Below are 19,443 nucleotides of genomic sequence, written 5' to 3'. Positions count from 1 at the left end.
CAGTGTGGTCAGGGCATTTCCATTGCGCTTCAGGCGCGAGTCATGCGACTATCAGATGTGGTAGTACAGCTCGTACTCGAGCGGGGTCGGGGCCAGACGGGCCTGATCGATCTCGTCGCGCTTGAGGTCGATCCAGGTCTCGATCAGATCCGGGGTGAAGACGTTGCCGGCGGTGAGGAAGTCGTTGTCCTCCTCAAGGGCGTCCAGCGCCTCGCCGAGGGAGCTCGGCACCTGCTTGATGCTGGCGTGCTCTTCCGGCGGCAGCTCGTAGAGGTCCTTGTCGACCGGTGCCGGCGGCTCGATGTGGTTCAGGATGCCGTCGAGGCCGGCCATCATCTGGGCGGAGAAGGCCAGGAACGGGTTGCAGGACGGATCCGGGGCGCGGAACTCGATGCGCTTGGAGGCGGGGGAGGTGCCGGCCAGCGGGATACGGATGGCGGCGGAGCGGTTGCGGGCCGAGTAGACCAGCGAAACCGGGGCCTCGAAGCCCGGGACCAGACGGTGGAAGGAGTTCAGCGACGGGTTCGTGAACGCCACGACCGCCGAGGAGTGCTTGATCAGACCGCCGATGTACCAGCGGGCGATGTCGGACAGGCCGCCGTAGCCCTGCTCATCGTAGAACAGCGGCTTGCCGTCCTTCCACAGGGACTGGTGGCAGTGCATGCCGGTGCCGTTGTCGCCGGCGATCGGCTTGGGCATGAAGGTCACGGACTTGCCGGCCAGAGCGGCGGTCTCGTGGACGATGTACTTGTACTTCATCAGGTCATCGCCAGCGTGCTGCAGGGTGTTGAAGCGGTAGTTGATCTCCTGCTGACCGGCGCCGGCCACCTCGTGGTGGGAGCGCTCGAGCTGCAGGCCGACCTTCTGCAGGTTGGCGACCATGTCGTCGCGCAGGTCCTGGTTGTGGTCGATCGGCGGAACCGGGAAGTAACCGCGCTTGATGCGGTTCTTGAAGCCGATGTTCGGGGTGCCGTCCTCTTCGGTGTCGACGCCGGAGTTCCACGGGGCCTCGATGGAGTCGACCTCGTAGAAGGAGCGCTGCATGGAGTTCTCGTAACGGACCTTGTCGAAGATGAAGAACTCGGCCTCGGGCGCGAAGGACGCGGTGTCGGCCACGCCGGTGGACTTCAGGTAGGCCTCGGCCTTGCCGGCGACCTGACGAGGATCACGGGAGTACGGCTCGTCGGTCAGCGGGTCGACGATGGAGAAGGCCACGTCGAGGGTCTTGTGCTTGCGGAACGGGTCGACGAAGGCGGTGGTCACGTCCGGGACCAGCTTCATGTCGGACTCGTTGATGGCCTGGAAGCCCTGCACGGAGGAACCATCGAACGGCATGCCGTCGGTGAACGCGTTGTCCAGGAACTCGCTGACCGGCACGGTGAAGTGCTGCTGAACGCCGATGAGGTCGGTGAAACGAACGGAGACGTACTCGATGCCTTCCTTGTTGATGAGGGCCTCGACTTCTTCCGGCGTATGGGCGAAGATCTTATTCTCTGCCACGATCGCTCCTTTGGTGAGAACGTTTTGTTGATTGACAACTTACAAGGGTTAAGCATAGGAACAAGCGTTTCGCCCGCTCGAAACTTCGGTTACGAGAATGTTTCGTGAACGGTAACGAGGAGCGTCTATGCGTGCGATTTCCGTTGCGATGACTTGCTTTGCGTCCGATCGCACCTTTTCGGGAGCGGATCGGCGCATACGCGTGCGCGTCCGTCCTATGGACGGATGGGGACGGATGGGGACGGATGGGGACGCATGGGCGGATACGACGATGGGCCCGGCGGTGTTTGCCGCCGAGCCCATCGCTCTGGTAATAGCCAAGTCGATCACTTGCCGCGCATCGCGCGACGGCTGACCTTCTGCATGCGGTTCGGATCCACGCCCTTCGGGATGCCGTAGCCGCTCTTCATCTGCAGCGTGCGCAGACGGTCGTTGAGGATGGCGAGCTCCTCCTTGGTGAGCATGAAGCGACGGCGCGGGTGGATCTTGTCCATCAGCTTGCTCTTGTGCTGGATCGGCACGTAGCTCTTCTGACGGGTCACGGTCTTGCGCAGGTCGCTCAGCTTGGTCTGCTTCGGTCCGTTGCCCACGAGGATGCGGTAGACGGGGATCTGCGAGCCGGCGGTCACGCCCTTGATGGCGCGCTCCTCGCGGTCCATCTGACGGTTGACGCGGCCGTAGTCACCCTCACCGAGCAGGTAGATGCCGTTGTAGCCGGTGCCGCGCCAGATCGCGTCCTTGGTGCGCGGATCGACCCACACGGGCTGCTCGGGGAAGTTGAATCCGGCCTTGTTCATGTTGCTCAGCACGCCGATCGCGGCGCCCGGACGGCCTTCGAGCTGCCTGTAGCCGACCTTGTCGGCGCGGTTGGTGAGCGTCATCGTGCCGAAGAGCAGGCCAAGCATGATGGCGGCGATGATGATGAAGATCCAGTTGAGCCAGTTCCACTGGAAGATCAGCCCGATGATCACGGCCACGACGATCGGGGCGAGGATGGCACCGGCCAGCAGCCACGGCAGCTGCTTGTCGTCCTTGACGGTGTACTTGTAGATCTGGATGATCTGCTTGATCGTGCTCTGCTTCTTGGGCTTCTTCTCGTCCTTGTCGGCCATGCTCCCTCACTTGCATCGGAATGTACGCATACTGGCCCTACACTCTACCAGCAGCTGTGACCGCGCGTGCCTGCGGCGGGTTCAGCGCGTGTGCAGAGGACGGCCGTCCGCCTTGAGCAGCGCCTCGCCGAGCGTCTCGCCGAACGTGGGATGCGGGTGGATGAGCCGTGCCGCGTCGCTGAGCGCCACATGGTTGCCGACCAGCTGCTCGGCCTCGGCGATCACGTCGGAGGCGACGGGGGAGACGATGTGCACGCCGAGCACCTCGGGCGTGTCCGGACGATCCGAGTCGGCGCGTTCGCCGCTGACGACGGTCATCGAACCGCCCACGCCGCTCATGAGCATGCGCGAGTTGCCCATCATCGGATAGATGGTCTCCTTGACGTTGTTGAAGCGCGGATCGTCGATCGCCTCGCGTCCGGTGAGCCCCACGCACGCGGCCTCGGGATGCGAGAAGACGACCTGCGGCACGCTCGCCTCGTCGACCGGCTTGGGATCGAGGCCCGCGATCGCCTCGGCGACGGTGATGCCGTGCTCGAAGGCGCGATGCGCGAGCGCGTGCCCCGCCACGATGTCGCCGACCGCCCACACGTGTTGCGCCGATGTGCGTCCGAGCGGATCGCACGTGACGTAGCCGTCGGCGTCGCGCCGCACGCCGGCCGCCTCCAGCCAGTCGGCGTCGGTGTTCGGGTCGCGTCCGATCGCGGCGAGGACCATCTCCGCCTCGACGGTGTGCTCCGTGCCGTTCGCACCGGATGTGCCGGGACCGCCCTGCATGTAGTGAACGGTCGCCCCGAGATTCGCCCCCGTGTCCACGTGCTTGACGGCTGTGTTCCTGACGACCTTCACGCCCTGACGGACCAGCTCGCGCGTGAGCGTCACGCCGGTGCGCCTGTCCCAGTGCGAGAGCACGCGATCGCGGCGGATCAGCATGGTCACGTCCACGCCGGCGGCGTTCCACATCGACGCGAATTCGACCGCGACCGCACCCGCGCCGACGATCACCGCGGAGGCGGGGAACTCGTCGAGCTCCAGCGCCTTGGTCGAGTCGATCAGCGCTCCGGCGAACGGATTGCCCGGCAGCGGCCGCGGGGATGCGCCGAGCGCAAGCACCACGTCCGTGGCGTGAAGCTCCAGCGATGCGCCCTGCGGCTTCGGCTCGTCCGCCTCGTCGGATCGCAGGACGTCCGTCTGGCCGGGGGCGGCGACGAGACGGACCGTACGCGTCGTCGCACCCACGCCGTCCGATGCCGGTTCCAGCGATCCCGACGCGCGGAAGACCGTCACTCCGCGATGGGCGAGCAGCGCCGACAGGCCCTGCGTCATCGTCTCGACGATATGGACGCGATAGTCGCGCAGCGTGCCGTAGTCGATGCCGTCCACGTGCGCTTGGACGCCGAGTTCGGCCGCGCGATGCACGGTGTCGATCGTGTGCGTCGCGGTGATGAGGGCCTTCGATGGGATGCAGCCGCGGTTGAGACAGGTGCCGCCCATGGTGGCGTCGCGTTCGATGAGCGCGACGCGCCTGCCCAGTTCGGCGGCGCGCAGTGCGGTCGAGTAGCCTCCCGGACCCGCGCCGATGATGACGATGTCGAATGCTTCCATGTCGGATGATTCACTCATGCCATCCATCGTAGCCGCGTGGAACAAAAAAAGGAGGTCCCGATCGGGGCCTCCAAAGGATGGTGTCGGACGAGATCACTCCGGCCAGTGACCGCGCTTGTCATAGCGCGGCTTCGGCAGACGCCAACGGCGCACCTGGATCGCACGGCTCCACGCGTAGGAGCCGGAACGGCTGCCCCTGGCGACGGAACGCTCGCCGAACTTCTCGATGAGCTTCTTCTTGAGGCCTCGCCACATGATCCACACGTCGATGATCACGGCGAACAGGTAGACGTACATGAGGATCATCATGATCATCGAGGCGAGCGGGCTCTGCCACACGGTGCTGATGATCATCGAGCCGATCAGGATCACGATGGCGACCGGGATGAAGAACTCGCCGATGTTGAAGCGGGCGTCGACGTAGTCGCGGATGTAGACGCGGTAGGGCAGACGCTCGGCCTTGGGCATGTGGTTGATGTCGCCCTTCTGCATCGCCTCGTACTCGGCGTTCTCACGCTCGCGCAGACGTTCCCTGGCGGCCTTGCCCGCGGCCTTGCGGTCGGTCGGCACCAGCGGTCGGATGCCGGCGGCCTGCGCCTGCTTCATCTTCGGGGTGGGACGGTTCTTCTTCTCGCCCCTGACCGATTCGGTCCTCGCCGGAGTCGCCTCGACGGACTCCTGCGCGTCTTCCTTCTTCTTGAACGGATTCCATGTCATGCTTGCAGGTTACGGTGACGTCTAGACGCGCGTCGAAGGCGTGCGAACGGCGGTATTCCGCCAGTGAAGGCCATTTGGGGCCATTTGAGGCCGGGCCATGCGGACAACCGCAGACAGATCAGGTAGTAGTAGAAGGAGTCCACTGATGGCACAGATCAGCGCAGACGAGATCCGCTCCCGTGTGGAGGCGGACTGGAACCGCATCGTCGACGTGCTCAACCGCAAGATCGCCCTCGCCTCGGTGTCCGCCAAGGGCATCACCGGCGAGCACATGAAGCGCTCGGCCGAATTCGTCGCCGAGCAGATGCGCGAGGTCGGCGTCGACGCGAAGGTCGTCCAGTCCGCCAACCCGGACGGCACGCCGGGCGCGTGGGAGGTCATCGGCTCGCGCGTCGTCGACCCCGACGCCCCGACCGTGCTGCTCTACGCCCACCATGACGTGCAGCCCGTGCCGGACCCGGCCGCCTGGGACACGGACCCGTTCGTTGGCACCGAGGTCGACGGCCGTCTCTACGGCCGCGGCTCGGCGGACGACGGCGGCGGCATCGCCATCCACTCCGGCGCACTCAAGGCCCTCGGCGACGACCTCAAGGTCAACGTGAAGATCTTCATCGAAGGCGAGGAGGAGATGGGCTCGCCGAGCTTCATCCCGTTCATCGAGGCGCATCGCGACGAGTTCGCCTCCGATGTGATCATCGTGGCCGATTCCGGCAACTGGTCCGCCGACATCCCGTCCCTGACCACCTCGCTGCGCGGCAACACCTGCATCGATGTGACCGTGCGCGCCCTGAAGCATCCGGTCCACTCCGGCCAGTACGGCGGCCCGATTCTCGACTCCAACACGCTCGCCGCGATGCTCATCGCCTCCCTGTATGACGACAACGGCGATCTCGCAGTGCCGGGCATCGCCGCCGAGGAGCCGATCGGCGGCCTGCAGCGCGACCTCGACGAGGCCACCGTGCGCGAGGACGCCGGCATCGTCGACTCCTACGTGCTCGCCGGCTCCGGATCGCTCGCCTCGCGCCTGTGGACCAAGCCAAGCCTGACGGTCATCGGCTTCGACGCCCATCCGGTCGACGGCTCATTCAACGTGATTGCCCCCGAGACCCGCTTCCGTCTGTCCCTGCGCACCGCGCCGAACCAGCGCCCCGAACAGGCGCAGGACGCGCTCGCCAAGTTCCTCGAGGACAACCCGCCGTTCGGCGCCGAGGTCGAGGTGACCAGGCTTGAAAACGGCATGGGCTGGGCCATGGACCCGAACGCCGTGGCCACCAGGGACGCACTCGAGGCGATGGAGGAGGCGTTCGGCGTCGCCCCGATCAACAAGGGCGAGGGCGGCTCGATCCCGTTCATCCCCGAACTGCAGCGTCTCTTCCCGTCCGCGCAGGTGCTCGTCACCGGCCCGGAGGATCCGAAGGCCAACGCGCACAGCCCCAACGAGTCGATCTCCCTGTCGGGTCTCAAGAACAACGTCGTCACCGAGGCGCTGCTGCTCGCCAAGCTTGGCGCGTGACGATCCTCGATATTCGATCTCCGATTCTTTAGGACACCATGACGATGGGCCGGCGGGATATGCAGTCCGCCGGCCCATCGTCGTTTATTCCCACATTATTTCCGCCTATATCTCTCGCACCTCGACTCCGATTTGGCGTGGCGAATGATATCGGATTATCGTTGTATCAACGCACTCAATGTAGAGTTCGGCTTTAGGTAGGTGAGCATATGATGAACGGCAAGAGTTATGAGAGCAGACTCATATGGCGTCCTGTCGTGGCATTGGTCGTGCTTGTGGTGTTCGTCGGGATCTCGTATATATGGCAGACGTCCAGGGAGGTCACCGGAAAGACGATCGAACGGGAGATGCTTTCGCTGAGTGCCGATGCGTCCGAGGACCGGCTGCGTGAACTCGGTTATCTCTCTTTATCCGAAGCGAACAGTACAAATGCCGTTGCGAATTTCATCGACGACGTCAACGCCAACAGGCAGTCCGTGCTGAGAATGATCGAAGATGATCCTTCCGGTGACGGCCCCAAGGTTCGTGTGCTGATGTTCGACCTCTATCAGGAGGATCTCGGCGGCGTGACGACGAGCGATCACGCCGTCACGGTGAGCAAGGCATCCGGACCCGGGCAGATCCGCGAGTGGATCTACGACTGCTCCACTCGGCAGTGGGTGACATACGACAAGCGCTTCTCGCGCGACATGAGGGTACGCGTCGAGGATGGACGCCACGTAGTCGATCTGGTCAATATCCCCTCCCACTATCCGATCGACTCCAAGTGGAAGGGAAGCGACGAGCGCCTCACCTATTCGTAAACGACCACGATCATCGACGACTGCGACATGGCGGCCGGTTCCTTATCAACAAGGATTGCGCTGGGACTTTGACGATTTGACTCTTGATTTCGTCGGCTACGTCATTTATGGTGGTGCGCTGACACGGGAGCTGCCTTGAGGCGGCTGAGAGGAGACCTCACGGGTCTCGACCGATGGGACGCGGCCAGGTAATGCCGGCCGCGGAATTGTCGCTCTTACCTTCACCCGTGCCTTCGATTGAGAGAGGAAAGGCACATCACCATGGCCGAAACCGTCGCCAAAGCCAACTACAAGTGGCGCGTCGTCGATATCGTCGTCGCCGCGATCATCGCCGTCGCATCCGGCGTCATCTTCTGGGGCTGGGACATCGTCTGCGCGGCCCCGATCGCCCTGTTCGAGGCCGTCACCCCGGGCTTCGAGGGACTGCTCAACGGCTTCTGGCTGTTCGCCGGCCCGCTCGCCGCGATCATCGTGCGCAAGCCGGGCGCCGCCCTGTTCTCCGAAACCCTCGCCGCGTTCCTCGAGCTCACGCTCGGCAACCAGTGGGGCGTCGGCGGATCGCTGATCGTCGGCATCATCCAGGGCCTCGGCGCCGAGATCGGCTTCGCGGTCTTCGCGTGGAGGAAGTGGAACCTCGGCACCACCATCCTGTCCGGCGCGCTCGCCGGCGTCGGCTGCTGGGCCTACTACTGGATGACCAACCCGGGTTGGAACATGCTGCGCGTGAGCTGGTACCTCATCGGCTCCATCATCTCCGGCGTCGTCATCGCCGGACTCGTCGTGTGGTTCCTGCACAAGGCGATCGCCGCCACCGGCGCGCTCGACCGTTTCCCGTCCGGCCGTAGTCAGGCCCGCGTCTGATGCGCATCACACCCGCCGGCGTCGAAGCGAAGGGATGGGGATGGCGTCACTCCACGCGCAAGGACTTCGCGCTGCGTGACGTGAACCTCACCATCCGTCCCGGGGAGCACGTACTGCTCCTCGGCGCTTCCGGCGCCGGCAAATCGACGTTCATGGCCGCGCTCGCCGGCGTGCTCGGCGGCTCCGAGGAGGGCGACCAGGAGGGAACCCTCACCGTCGACGGCGTCGAACCGTCCGTCGTGCGCGGCAAGGTCGGACTCGTCCTGCAGGACCCCGATTCGCAGATCATCCTCGAACGCGTGGGCGATGACGCGGCCTTCGGCTGCGAGAACCTCGGCGTGCCGCGCGAGGAGACGTGGACGCGCGTGCGCGAATCCCTCGATCTGGTCGGATTGCAGGACATCGATTTCGAACGTTCCACCAGACACCTGTCCGGCGGGCAGCGCCAGCGTCTCGCGCTGTCCGGCGTGCTCGCCATGCGCCCGGGTCTTCTGCTGCTTGACGAGCCGACCGCGAACCTCGACCCCGAAGGGGTGCGCGAGGTGCATGACGCGGTACGGCACGTGCTTGAGACGACCGGCCAGACCATGGTCGTCGTCGAACACCATATCGACGTGTGGCTCGATCTCATCGACCGCGTGATCGTCATCGGACACCCCGATCCCGATTCGCGCGTCGGCGGGATCATCGCCGACGGCACGCCCGACGAGGTGTTCGGGCGATTCGGCGACATGCTCGCCGCCGGCGGCGCATGGGTGCCGGGACGCGCGATCCCGGACCGCGGCCCGGGACGCCACGGCGACGTCATGATCGCCGAAACGGGGGAGCCCGATGCATCCGCGCCGTCCGGTGCGTCCGCGCAACCCGCGCTCGTCACCGAGGACTTGAGCTTCGGACGCGGCACCGCGCTGGGCTCGCACATCGATCTTCGGTTCTTCGCCGGCGAGGTCACGGCCCTGATGGGGCCGAACGGCGCCGGCAAATCTACACTCGCCTTGACGCTCGCCGGACTTCTGCCGCCGATCGCCGGGCATGTGCGCGTCCGCGCCGACATCGCCGAGGGCGCCCGCGGCGACGAGCCGGCACAATGGAGGAGTCGCGAGCTTCTGGGACGCATCGGCATGGTCTTCCAGGAGCCTGAGCACCAGTTCGCCGCCCCTCTCGTACGCGACGAGGTCGCCATCGGCCCCAAGTCGCGCGGCGCGAGCCAGGAGGAGGCGTATGCGATCGCCGACCGCATGCTGGAGCGTATGAACCTCTCCCGGTTCGCCGAGGCCAATCCGTACACGCTGTCCGGCGGCGAGAAACGACGCCTGTCCGTCGCCTCGATGCTCGCCGGCGCGCCGAGAATCCTCGTCATGGACGAGCCGACCTTCGGACAGGACTTCACCACATGGACCGAGATGGTCGACCTCATCGCCGCCGTGCGCGATCAGGGGTCCGCCGTCATCGTCGTCACGCATGACGAGCCGCTCGTAAAGGCGCTCGACGCGCGACGCATCATGTTCGGCTTCGCCGGAGGTGCTGAGGGAAACGGAGGTGCGGCGCGATGACCGCAGCCGTGGAACATCCCGTGGAACACATGGAGCATGTCGTGGAACAATCCGTGAAACACAACGAAGCACGCGTCGACACCGTCCACGTCACGCCGCCGACCGAACGCAGGGAGCCGGCGCGCCCGGCCTCGCCCTCGCCGTTCCTCGCCAGGGTCAACCCGGTCGCGCGCATCATCGGCGCGCTGCTCCTGTGCATCCCGATGTTCTTCAGCCTTGATGTGGTCTCCGCCTCCGTGGCGCTCGCCATCGAATTCGTGCTGCTGTGGATCGGCGGCATCAACCCGATCCGCGTGTGCCGCAGCACCTGGCCGGTGTGGATCGCCGCGACCGGCGGCTTCATTTCCGTGCTCCTGTACGGTCGCACCTCCGGAGAGATCCTGTGGTCCGCGGGCTGGATCGTCGTTTCGGAAGGCTCCGTCTATCTGGCGTGCGCCACGTTCCTGAGGGTCGGGGCGATCGCCGTGCCCGGCGTGATCCTCGCGCTCGGCATGGATCCGACCGACCTCGCCGACGGACTGGTGCAGATCCTGCACCTGTCGCCCCGATTCGTGTACGGCGGACTCGCCGGCATGCGCATGTTCACGCTCCTGCAGGAGGACTGGCGGGCGCTCGGCCTGTCCCGCCGCTCCCGCGGGCTAGGCGACGGCAACGCGATCGGCCGCGCCCTGTCGCAGGCGTTCGGCCTGCTGGTCCTGTCGATCAGACGCGCCACGAAACTCGCCACCGCGATGGAGGCGCGTGGCTTCGGAGGCAGCGCCCCGCGCAGCCAAGCGCGCACCTCCCGCCTGCATCCGGTCGACTGGGTGTTCTTCGCGATCAGCATCGCCATTCCGTTCATCGCCCTGACCGTCGCCGTCATGACCGGCTACTGGCGCTTCTCCTTCCAGGGCGCGTGACGACGGTTCTGCGAGCGCACGAGCACACTCTTTGATGTGCACCTGTGTGGTAAAATATGCCACATCAGTGCACATTAAGGGGGTTGCCATGACCGCATCGACGTCTTCCGCCAACGCGACGGAATCCAAGGCCATCAGGGCCAGCAAGCAGGTGATCGCCCAGGCGTCGGAGGTGGCCGAGGAGTACGGCCTCACCCTCGCCTCCGCCACGCGTGCCTTCTGGACGCAGATGGCCCGAACCCGCAGCATCCCGCTGACTTTTGAATCGGAGAAGCCGAACGAGGAGAGCCGTGAGGCCATCCGCGAGACCGAGGAGATCATCAAAAACGGTGGCCCCTCGTACGCCAATCTCGATGAGATGTACAAGAGTTTGGGAATCTGATGCTCAGGCCCGCACCTACGTCGAAATACACGCGTGATCTCAAGCGACTCAGGAAGCGTCATATCGATCTCAAGCCGCTCGATGAAGTCATGCAGCTCATCCTCGACGACACCGTCGAATCCATCGAGGAACTGAAACGTCGTCACAACATGCACACGCTGTCCGGCGAGTGGAAGGGTTCCATCGAATGTCATGTCGCCAACGCCGGCGACTGGCTGCTCATCTGGTGCACCACCGACGACCTCGCCATCTTCCAGCGCACCGGCTCCCACGACGACCTCTTCGGCTGACAGCCGGTGCGCGATAATGTGCGGATGCGCTCTCGTGCGGTAGGGTGGAGCCATGCCGATCAACCAAGCTTTGCTCGATAACCCGAAATCCGACCGCGTCCGCCGCGTCGCCGACCTCGCGCGCGCCAAGGGGCGTGAACGCTCCGGCAGGTTCCTCATCGAAGGGCCGCAGTCGGTGCGCGAAGCCGTCACCTGGCGTCCGGACGTCGTCCAGGACCTGTACGTCGCCGTCGACGACACCCTGGGCCGCGTGCGCTACGCCTCGGACACGCTCGCGAGGATCGTCGAGACCTCGCAGGACGCCACTATCTACGTGCACCAGGCCACGCGCGAGGTGATCGAACGGATCAGCAAGGACGCGCAGGGCATCCTCGCCGTGGGCAACATGAACGCGATGCACGTCGGGCCCGATGCGGTAAAGCTGCCGGCAGCGGGGGAGCGCACGCCGCGCATCGCCGCGTTCTGGCAGGTGCGTGATCCGGGCAACGCCGGCACCGTGATCCGCGCGGCCGACGCCGCCGGATGCGACGCGGTCATCCTCGTCGACGAATGCGTCGACCCGTTGAACCCCAAGGTTGTACGCTCCACCGCCGGATCGCTGTTCCACATCCCAGTCCTTCAGATGGACGTCGAGGGCTTCCTCGCGTACTGCGCCGAACACGATCTCACGACCATCGCGGCCGACGTGTACGGCACGCCCGACCGCCGCCCCGAATCGCTGCCCGCGCTGCTCGCCGAACGCGCGGACGCACGCGGTGATGACGCCGACACCGCCGCACGGCCCGGCGAGGCCGTGCTCTTCGGCAACGAGGCGAGGGGACTGCCTCCCGAGATCCTCACACGCATGGACCGCATCGTCTCGATCCCGCTTTACGGCAAGGCCGAATCGCTCAATCTCGGCACCTCCGCCGCCGTGATGCTCATGAGCCTGGCGATGGCCGACCGCTGATCGCACAGCAAGGGCCGGCCGCCGGGCGACCGCCTGATGAGCGGGCGGCCTCATGTCGAGTCGTATAGTGACAATGTGATGTTGGACAAAGCTTGGGGAAACGCGTGTTTTCGCGCGGTTTCCCACGTGTTTTCACGTCAATGAAGCAACAAAGGAAAGGGTGCTCGTGGCAGAAGCGCTATTCGATGCGCAAGCGGTGACCGATGCGGTCGCCGAAGGCATCGCCAAAATCCAGAACGCCTCCACGCTGGAGGAATTGAAAGCCATCAGAACGCAATACGCCGGTGCCGAGTCGGCGATGACCCTCGCCAGCAAGGCGATCGGATCCCTGCCCAAGGATCAGAAGAAGGAAGCCGGCAAGCTCATGGGCAAGCTGCGCGCCGACTTCGGCCGCGCCTTCGGCCCCAAGGAGGCCGAACTCAAGGAGGCCGCCGAGAAGGCCGCGCTCGCCGCCGAGACCGTCGACATGACGCTGCCCGTGAACCGCAAGCCGCTCGGCGCCCGCCACCCGCTCGCCAAGCTCATGGAGGACGTCGAGGACTTCTTCATCTCGATGGGCTGGCAGATCTCCTCCGGCCCCGAAGTGGAGGCCGAATGGTACAACTTCGACGCCCTGAACTTCGGCCCGGATCACCCGGCCCGCCAGATGCAGGACACCTTCTACGTCAAGGGCAATCAGGCCAAGGACGCCGCCGGATTCGTCGGCTCCAACATGGTCGTGCGCACGCAGACCTCCTCCGATCAGGTGCGCGCCCTCATCGGCCGCGGCGTGCCGCTGTACATCGCCTCCCCGGGCCGCGTGTTCCGCACCGACGAACTCGATGCCACCCACACCCCGGTGTTCCACCAGTGCGAGGCGCTCGCCGTCGACAGGAACCTGACCATGGCCGACCTCAAGGGCGTGCTGGACAAGCTCGCCGTCGCTATGTTCGGACCGGAGGCCAAGACCCGCCTGCGTCCGAGCTACTTCCCGTTCACCGAGCCCTCCGCCGAGCTCGACCTGTGGTTCCCCGACAAGAAGGGCGGCCCGGGCTGGCTCGAATGGGGCGGCTGCGGCATGGTCAACCCGAACGTCCTCAAGTCCGCGGGCCTGGACCCGAACGAGTACACCGGCTTCGCATTCGGCGTGGGCATGGAGCGCACGCTGCTGCTGCGTTCCGACATCAACGACATGCACGACCTCGTCGAGGGCGACGTGCGTTTCGCCGAACAGTTTGTGATGGGGGAGTGATTGCCCATGCCTATGGTTGATATCGATTGGCTCAAGGAACACGTCGAGGTCCCGGAGGGCCTCACCTATGAGCAGCTGGCCAAGGACCTCGTCAAGGTCGGCCTCGAGGAGGAGCAGATCCACGCCTCCCAGGTCACCGGTCCGATCGTCGTCGGCTACGTCGTCGACGCCACCCCGGAGCCGCAGAAGAACGGCAAGGTCATCAACTGGTGCCACGTCGACGTCGGACCCGAATACAACGAGACCGACGAGAACGGCAACAAGGTGCCGCGCGGCATCATCTGCGGCGCGCCGAACATGGCCGCCGGCGAGAAGGTCGTCGTGACGCTTCCCGGCGCCGTCCTGCCGGGCGATTTCAGGATCGAGCCGCGCAAGACCTACGGTCACATCTCCAACGGCATGTGCGCCTCCGAGCGCGAGCTCGGCCTCGGCGACGACCACAACGGCATCATCCTGCTGCGCCACTACGGCTTCACCACCGAGGAGTACGAGGCCCTGAAGCCCGGCGACGACGCGATGCACCTGCTGCATCTCGACCAGCCGCTGCTGGAGATCAACATCACCCCGGATCGCGGCTACACGCTCTCCTACCGTGGCGTGGCCCGCGAATTCCACCACTCCACCGGCGCCGCGTACACCGATCCGGTCGTCGAGCTCAACGCCAAGGTCCCCGAGCCGGCAGGCGAGGCCTCCGGCACCGTGCCGGACGTGCAGGTCGAGATCGAGGACGACAACCCGATCCACGGCGTGCCCGGATGCGACCGCTACTACGCGCGCGTCATCCGCGGCTTCGACCCGAACTCGCACACGCCCAACTGGATGCGTCGCCGCCTGATCCGCGCCGGCATGCGCTCCATCTCCCTGGCCGTCGATGTCACCAACTACGTGATGCTCGATCTGGGCCAGCCGATGCACGCCTACGACCTTGACAAGCTCGAGGCGCCGATCGTCGTGCGTCGCGCCAAGGAGGGCGAGAAGCTCACCACGCTCGACGGCAAGGAGCATGAGCTGAGCGTCGAGGACCTGCTCATCACCGATTCGCCGAACGGCGAACGCGCCTCCCGCATCATCGGGCTGGCCGGCGTGATGGGCGGCCTGTACGGCGAGGTCACGGCCGAGACGAAGAACATCCTGCTCGAGGCGGCGCACTTCGATCAGGTGACGATCGCCCGTTCCGCACGCCGCCACAAGATCCCGTCCGAGGCGTCCCGCCGCTTCGAACGCGGCGTCGACTACGAGCTGCAGCCGGCCGCCGCGCAGATGGCCGTCGATCTGCTCGTCAAGTACGGCGACGGCGAGCCGAGCGAGCACCCGACCGACGTGAACCATACCGCCCACCGCAAGGCCATCCACTTCAAGGCGTCCGAGGTCAGGCGCGTCGCCGGCCTCGACACCCCGGTCAACGAGATCTCCGACATCCTCACCGATATCGGCTGCAAGGTGGCCGGCGGCGGCAACGGCGAGTTCGTCGTCACCCCGCCGACCTGGCGTCCGGACTTGAACGAGCCGTGCGATCTGGTCGAGGAGGTCGCGCGCCTCGTCGGCTACGACGAGATCCCCGTCACCGTGCCGCCGGCACCGGTCGAGGGCCTTGTGGGGCTCACCCCGGATCAGCTGCGTCGTCGCCGCGTGGCCGACGAGCTCGCTGAGTACGGCATGGTGGAGGCGCTGAGCTACCCGTTCGTCGGCGACGCCGACTACAAGGCGTTCGGCTACGACGCGGAGGCCACCAAGAAGGTCAGCGTCGAGATCGCCAACCCGCTCTACGGCGACCGTCCGTTCCTGCGCCGCCACATCCTGCCGACCCTCGCCGGCACCGTGCAGCGCAACATCCGCCGCGGCATCGAGAACGTTTCGCTCTACGAGCTCGGCCACGTCTACCTGTGGAACCCGGACGCTCCCGCGATTCCGGCCCTGCCCGGCGGCGTGAAGCCGACCGACGAGCAGTTGGCCGCGCTCGACGCCGGTCTGCCGGATCAGCCCGACCACGTGGCCGGCATCCTGACCGGCCTTGCCGAGGACTCCGGCTGGTTGGGCGGGCGGCGTCCGGTCGACTGGTCCGACGCCGTCGAGGCCGTGCGCCGCATCGCCGACCGTCTTGGTGCGAGGATCTCGCTCGAGCAGCCGGCCGCCGCGGACGTGCCCGTCCAGTGGCATCCGGGTCGTTTTGCCAACGTCAAGGTCGGTGACCTGTTCGTCGGCCTCGTCGGCGAGCTGCACCCGCACGTCAACGAGGAACTCGGCTTCCCCGAGCACTCCGCCGCGTTCGAGCTCAACCTGACCGCGCTGTTCTCCACGCTGGACGGCAAGCCGGTGCAGGCCAGGCCGATCTCCACGTTCCCGCCCGTCAAGCAGGATCTCGCCTTCACCGTGGACGACACGGTGACCGCCGCCCAGCTCGAGGCCGTGGTGCGCGAGGCCGCCGGCGCGAACCTCGAGTCGATCGAACTGTTCGACGTGTTCACCGGCGACGCCCTCGGCGAGGGCAAGAAGTCGCTCGCGTTCGCCGTGGTCTTCCGCTCCCCGGACAGGACCCTGTCCGCCGAGGACAGCGAGGCGATCCGCAAGGCGATCATCGACAAGGCCGCCGAGCTCGGCGCGCAGCTGCGCGCGTGATATGCGTCACAGCGTGACCGAGCGTGCTTCGCGCTTGGCGTGAACCGTGATCAGGGGACGTCGAAAGACGTCCCCTTTCGCGTAAGCTAGGGACTGATCGATCAATATCCCGCGACCCTGTAGGAAAGGAACCTGATGACCGCACCCGAACAGCAGCCGAATAACCCCACCGAACCGAACGGGGGTAACGCGGCCACCCCGGGGAACGCATCAGACCAGGGCGCGTCCGCTGCACAGCAGCCGACGCAGACTTCTGCACAGCAGCAGCCGCAGTATGGCCAGTACGCAAACCTCGACTACGGCGCGATGCGCAGCCAGTTCGGGCCGAACTACAATCCGTACCTCTATGGCGCCCCCGATCCCGACCCCAAGAGCGGAGACGGCAACGGCACGCAGCAGCAGAACGCGCAGAACGTGCAAAACCCGCAGGGCTATCCGCAGAACGCCGCATACAATCCGTACGGCTACCCGGGCCAACAGGGCGGACCGTACAATCCGTACAACCCGAACGGCGCCAACCAGTACGCCGGCAACAACCCGAATCGCCCCGCCGACGGGCATACGCCGCACTACATCTACGGCATCGACGTCAACGACCCCAATCAGAACCCGCTCTACGGCAGGTGGGACTCCTACGCGATCATCGCCTTCGTGTTCGCGTTGATCTTCTCAGTGCCGCTCCTGCCGGCGATCATGGGCGTCGCCTCGCTGTGGCGCACCAAGACGTTCCACATGAAGGGACGCGGCTTCGCGATCGCCGCGATCATCATCAACGTCATCACCACCGGCGTACAGGTGTGGATGTGGCTCAACGGCATCAGCATGAACGACCTCTATGCCCAGCTCCTCAACGCATACGGCCTCGGCGGTGGTTCCGGCTCCTCCTCCGGCGGCGACTCTTTGTCCGCGTGACGTTTCGATTCCCGCCCTCATGCGGTCCGAAGTCGCAAAAGCGATGAATCACACTGTGAAACACATCGTTGCATAATTATGCAATAGTCCGCATAAGTCGTATACTCGTGCTTGTTGTCTTGTTGGATAAGGACGTGATATGGCGAAGTATACGGTGGCCGTGGCGGGTGCCACGGGCTATGCAGGCGGTGAGGCATTGCGCATTCTGGCGGCCCACCCGGATTTCGAGGTGACGTGCGTCGCCGGCCATTCCTCGGTGGGGGACAAGCTCGGCAGGCATATGCCCCACATCCCGCAGCTGGCCGATCTGACCGTCGAGGACACCACCCCCGAGGTGCTCAACGGCCATGACGTGATCATTCTGGCGCTGCCGCACGGCGCATCCGGGGCCCTTGCCTCGAAGCTCGATCCGGACGCGGTCGTCGTCGATCTTGGCGCCGACCATCGCCTCGAGGAGCAAAGCGCGTGGGACGAGTTCTACGGCGGCGACTTCTACAAGCACTGGACCTATGGCATGCCCGAGCTCATCACCGGGCACGACGCCCACGGCGGCTACACGCGCCAGCGCGCGAACCTGCCCGGCGTCAGGCGCATCGCGGGCCCCGGCTGCAACGTGACCGCCACCACCCTGGCCATGCAGCCGGGCGTCGCCGAGGGACTCGTCGAACCCCGTGATCTGGTCGCCGATCTCGTCGTCGGCTACTCCGGCGCCGGCAAGAACCTGAAGCGCACCAACCTGCTCGCAGCCGAGGCACTCGGCTCCGCCCTGCCCTACGGCGTGGGCGGCACGCATCGCCACATCCCCGAGATCCTGCAGAACCTCGCCCACGCCGCCGGCAAGCCCGCCTCGGCCGCCGACGAGTTCACGCTCGGATTCACCCCGGTGCTCGCCCCCATGTCGCGAGGCATCCTCGCCACCGTCTCCGCGAGGATGACCGACAAGGCCGCCTCGATGAGCGACGAGGAGATCCGCCAGGTGTGGGCCAGTGCCTACGAGGGACAGGACTTCATGGTCCTGCTGCCCGAGGGCTCCCTGCCCGCCACCGGCAATATCATCGGCTCGAACGCCGCCCACCTGCAGGTCGTCACCGACCGTCACGCCGGGCGCATCATCGCGTTCGCCGCCATCGACAACCTCAACCGCGGCACCGCCGGTCAGGCTGTCCAGTCACTGAACATCGCCCTTGGTTTGCCCGAGGATCAGGGACTTACCAAGATCGGAGTCGCACCGTGAGCGTCACATTCGCGCAAGGATTCTCCGCCGCCGGAGTCGCGGCGGGCATTTCGTCGGTCGAAGGCAAGAAGGATCTCGCCCTCGTCGTCAACAACGGACCGCTGGACGCGGCCGCGGGCGTGTTCACCTCGAACCGCTTCTGCGCAGCCCCCGTCCAATGGTCGCGCAAGCAGGTCGCCGACGGCCACGTCAAGGCCGTGATCCTGAACTCCGGCGGCGCCAACGCGTGCACCGGCGCGGCCGGCTACGCGCAGTCCCAGGCCACCGCCGAGAAGGTCGCGGCCCTCGTCGGCGCCGAACCGCAGGACGTGGCGGTATGCTCCACCGGTCTGATCGGCGAACTGCTGCCGCTCGACAACGTGCTCGCCGGCGCCGAGACCGCCTACCAGGCGCTCGCGGCCACCCCCGAGGCCGGCGCGGACGCCTCCCACGCCATCATGACCACCGACACCAAGCCGAAGACCGTCGAACTCGAGAGTTCCAACGGCTGGAGGATCGGCGGCATGGTCAAGGGCTCGGGCATGATCGCCCCGCAGCTGGCCACCATGCTGTGCGTCATCACCACCGACGCGGTCGTCACCGCGGGCCAGATGCAGGCCGCACTGGCCGTCGCCACCGAGCATTCGTTCAACCGCATCGACGTGGACGGCTGCATGTCCACCAACGACACGGTGCTCCTGCTCGCCTCCGGCGCCTCCGGCGTCGAACCCGACAAGGACGAGTTCAACAGGCTCGTGCGCCAAGCCTGCGCCTCGCTCGCCCGCCAGATCATCGGCGACGGCGAGGGTGCCAGCCACGACATCCGCATCACCGTCACCGGCGCCACCAGTGAGGACGCGGCCCTCGCCTGCGGCCGCGCGGTCGCCGCCTCCAACCTGCTCAAGTGCGCGATCAGCGGCAACGACCCCAACTGGGGGCGCATCGTCTCCTCGCTCGGCACCGTCCCGCCCGAAGTCGCCCCGTACGACTCCGAGAAGGTGACCGTCGACGTCAACGGCGTGCGCATCTGCGAGAACGGCGGCGCCGGACGCGACCGCAGCGAGGTCGACATGACCCCGCGCGAGGTCCACATCGACATCGACCTGAACGCAGGCGACGCCGAGGCCACCGTCTGGACCGACGACCTCACCCACGAATACGTCCACATCAACGCCGACTACGAAAGCTGAAGTTCCGGCGGGTTCCGGGGTGGATGCCGTCACGTTTCGCCGGGACGGAGGGATGGGCGTCGGTTTTCGTCGTCAGACCGTAAAGACTTGGCCAGAG

The 19,443-nt window shown here is 66.0% G+C and carries 17 protein-coding genes; 13 read left to right on the top strand and 4 right to left on the bottom strand.

The annotated features are described in order from the left end of the window. Window positions 1-51 precede the first annotated feature (51 nt). From glnA to EMB92_RS08090, 4 genes are all read right to left on the bottom strand, one after another. Window positions 52-1,485 (bottom strand): type I glutamate--ammonia ligase, encoded by a 1,434-nt coding sequence (gene glnA, locus EMB92_RS08105; RefSeq protein WP_043166424.1) that lies wholly within the window; start codon window positions 1,483-1,485, stop codon window positions 52-54. A 341-nt stretch (window positions 1,486-1,826) separates the two neighbouring features. Further along, the gene (locus EMB92_RS08100; protein WP_150394450.1) at window positions 1,827-2,612 is read right to left on the bottom strand and encodes a DUF4191 domain-containing protein; all 786 of its coding nucleotides are present in this window, start codon (window positions 2,610-2,612) and stop codon (window positions 1,827-1,829) included. A gap of 81 nt (window positions 2,613-2,693) precedes the next feature. Continuing rightward, a complete protein-coding gene (locus tag EMB92_RS08095; RefSeq protein ID WP_150394449.1) occupies window positions 2,694-4,235 on the bottom strand; it encodes an FAD-dependent oxidoreductase in 1,542 nt (513 codons plus the stop codon). 75 nt (window positions 4,236-4,310) lie between these two features. Further along, entirely contained in the window at window positions 4,311-4,934 is a 624-nt protein-coding gene (locus EMB92_RS08090) for a DUF3043 domain-containing protein (RefSeq protein WP_043166376.1), read from the bottom strand. A gap of 145 nt (window positions 4,935-5,079) precedes the next feature. Between EMB92_RS08090 and EMB92_RS08085 the strand changes: the two genes are divergently transcribed. From EMB92_RS08085 to argJ, 13 genes are all read left to right on the top strand, one after another. Continuing rightward, window positions 5,080-6,447: a dipeptidase gene (locus tag EMB92_RS08085; RefSeq protein WP_150394448.1), complete on the top strand. Its 1,368-nt coding sequence runs from the start codon at window positions 5,080-5,082 to the stop codon at window positions 6,445-6,447. 209 nt (window positions 6,448-6,656) lie between these two features. Then, window positions 6,657-7,250: a hypothetical protein gene (locus EMB92_RS08080; RefSeq protein WP_150394447.1), complete on the top strand. Its 594-nt coding sequence runs from the start codon at window positions 6,657-6,659 to the stop codon at window positions 7,248-7,250. A 261-nt stretch (window positions 7,251-7,511) separates the two neighbouring features. Beyond that, window positions 7,512-8,111 carry an ECF transporter S component gene (locus EMB92_RS08075; RefSeq protein WP_150394446.1) on the top strand — a complete coding sequence of 200 codons (600 nt, stop codon included), beginning with the start codon at window positions 7,512-7,514 and terminating at the stop codon, window positions 8,109-8,111. Beyond that, window positions 8,111-9,664, top strand: coding sequence for an ABC transporter ATP-binding protein (locus EMB92_RS08070; protein WP_190973612.1), 1,554 nt, complete (start codon window positions 8,111-8,113; stop codon window positions 9,662-9,664). The genes EMB92_RS08075 and EMB92_RS08070 overlap by 1 nt, the downstream gene beginning before the upstream one ends. 53 nt (window positions 9,665-9,717) lie before the next feature. Beyond that, the gene (locus EMB92_RS08065) at window positions 9,718-10,563 is read left to right on the top strand and encodes an energy-coupling factor transporter transmembrane component T family protein (protein ID WP_223847639.1); all 846 of its coding nucleotides are present in this window, start codon (window positions 9,718-9,720) and stop codon (window positions 10,561-10,563) included. Window positions 10,564-10,651: 88 nt separating this feature from the next. Further along, window positions 10,652-10,945 carry a type II toxin-antitoxin system RelB/DinJ family antitoxin gene (locus tag EMB92_RS08060; protein WP_150394445.1) on the top strand — a complete coding sequence of 98 codons (294 nt, stop codon included), beginning with the start codon at window positions 10,652-10,654 and terminating at the stop codon, window positions 10,943-10,945. Next, the gene (locus tag EMB92_RS08055; protein ID WP_150394444.1) at window positions 10,945-11,235 is read left to right on the top strand and encodes a type II toxin-antitoxin system RelE/ParE family toxin; all 291 of its coding nucleotides are present in this window, start codon (window positions 10,945-10,947) and stop codon (window positions 11,233-11,235) included. Before EMB92_RS08060 ends, EMB92_RS08055 begins: the two co-directional genes overlap by 1 nt. A 52-nt stretch (window positions 11,236-11,287) precedes the next feature. Further along, entirely contained in the window at window positions 11,288-12,184 is an 897-nt protein-coding gene (locus EMB92_RS08050) for a TrmH family RNA methyltransferase (RefSeq protein ID WP_150394443.1), read from the top strand. A gap of 166 nt (window positions 12,185-12,350) precedes the next feature. Further along, a complete protein-coding gene (gene pheS, locus EMB92_RS08045; RefSeq protein WP_043166436.1) occupies window positions 12,351-13,415 on the top strand; it encodes a phenylalanine--tRNA ligase subunit alpha in 1,065 nt (354 codons plus the stop codon). A 6-nt stretch (window positions 13,416-13,421) separates the two neighbouring features. Then, window positions 13,422-16,031, top strand: a complete 2,610-nt coding sequence (gene pheT, locus EMB92_RS08040; RefSeq protein WP_150394442.1) for a phenylalanine--tRNA ligase subunit beta — start codon at window positions 13,422-13,424, stop codon at window positions 16,029-16,031. A gap of 135 nt (window positions 16,032-16,166) precedes the next feature. Then, entirely contained in the window at window positions 16,167-16,943 is a 777-nt protein-coding gene (locus tag EMB92_RS08035) for a hypothetical protein (RefSeq protein WP_150394441.1), read from the top strand. A 139-nt stretch (window positions 16,944-17,082) separates the two neighbouring features. Further along, window positions 17,083-18,177, top strand: a complete 1,095-nt coding sequence (argC, locus tag EMB92_RS08030) for an N-acetyl-gamma-glutamyl-phosphate reductase (RefSeq protein WP_150394440.1) — start codon at window positions 17,083-17,085, stop codon at window positions 18,175-18,177. Beyond that, window positions 18,174-19,346 (top strand): bifunctional glutamate N-acetyltransferase/amino-acid acetyltransferase ArgJ, encoded by a 1,173-nt coding sequence (gene argJ, locus EMB92_RS08025; protein ID WP_150394439.1) that lies wholly within the window; start codon window positions 18,174-18,176, stop codon window positions 19,344-19,346. The genes argC and argJ overlap by 4 nt, the downstream gene beginning before the upstream one ends. Window positions 19,347-19,443 lie beyond the last annotated feature (97 nt).

Source organism: Bifidobacterium callitrichos, assembly GCF_008698085.1.
Lineage (GTDB): Bacteria > Actinomycetota > Actinomycetes > Actinomycetales > Bifidobacteriaceae > Bifidobacterium > Bifidobacterium callitrichos.
This window is presented reverse-complemented; position numbering and strand designations above follow the sequence as displayed.

Excerpts from the sequence above, each read along its gene's own strand:
- EMB92_RS08035 (WP_150394441.1), top strand. The coding sequence starts at position 16,167 with ATGACCGCACCCGAACAGCAGCCGAATAACCCCACCGAACCGAACGGG.
- EMB92_RS08070 (WP_190973612.1), top strand. The coding sequence starts at position 8,111 with ATGCGCATCACACCCGCCGGCGTCGAAGCGAAGGGATGGGGATGGCGT.
- EMB92_RS08090 (WP_043166376.1), bottom strand. The coding sequence starts at position 4,934 with ATGACATGGAATCCGTTCAAGAAGAAGGAAGACGCGCAGGAGTCCGTC.
- EMB92_RS08080 (WP_150394447.1), top strand. The coding sequence starts at position 6,657 with ATGATGAACGGCAAGAGTTATGAGAGCAGACTCATATGGCGTCCTGTC.
- pheT (WP_150394442.1), top strand. The coding sequence starts at position 13,422 with ATGCCTATGGTTGATATCGATTGGCTCAAGGAACACGTCGAGGTCCCG.
- EMB92_RS08095 (WP_150394449.1), bottom strand. The coding sequence starts at position 4,235 with ATGAGTGAATCATCCGACATGGAAGCATTCGACATCGTCATCATCGGC.
- EMB92_RS08060 (WP_150394445.1), top strand. The coding sequence starts at position 10,652 with ATGACCGCATCGACGTCTTCCGCCAACGCGACGGAATCCAAGGCCATC.
- EMB92_RS08075 (WP_150394446.1), top strand. The coding sequence starts at position 7,512 with ATGGCCGAAACCGTCGCCAAAGCCAACTACAAGTGGCGCGTCGTCGAT.
- EMB92_RS08055 (WP_150394444.1), top strand. The coding sequence starts at position 10,945 with ATGCTCAGGCCCGCACCTACGTCGAAATACACGCGTGATCTCAAGCGA.
- argC (WP_150394440.1), top strand. The coding sequence starts at position 17,083 with ATGGCGAAGTATACGGTGGCCGTGGCGGGTGCCACGGGCTATGCAGGC.
- EMB92_RS08085 (WP_150394448.1), top strand. The coding sequence starts at position 5,080 with ATGGCACAGATCAGCGCAGACGAGATCCGCTCCCGTGTGGAGGCGGAC.
- EMB92_RS08100 (WP_150394450.1), bottom strand. The coding sequence starts at position 2,612 with ATGGCCGACAAGGACGAGAAGAAGCCCAAGAAGCAGAGCACGATCAAG.
- EMB92_RS08050 (WP_150394443.1), top strand. The coding sequence starts at position 11,288 with ATGCCGATCAACCAAGCTTTGCTCGATAACCCGAAATCCGACCGCGTC.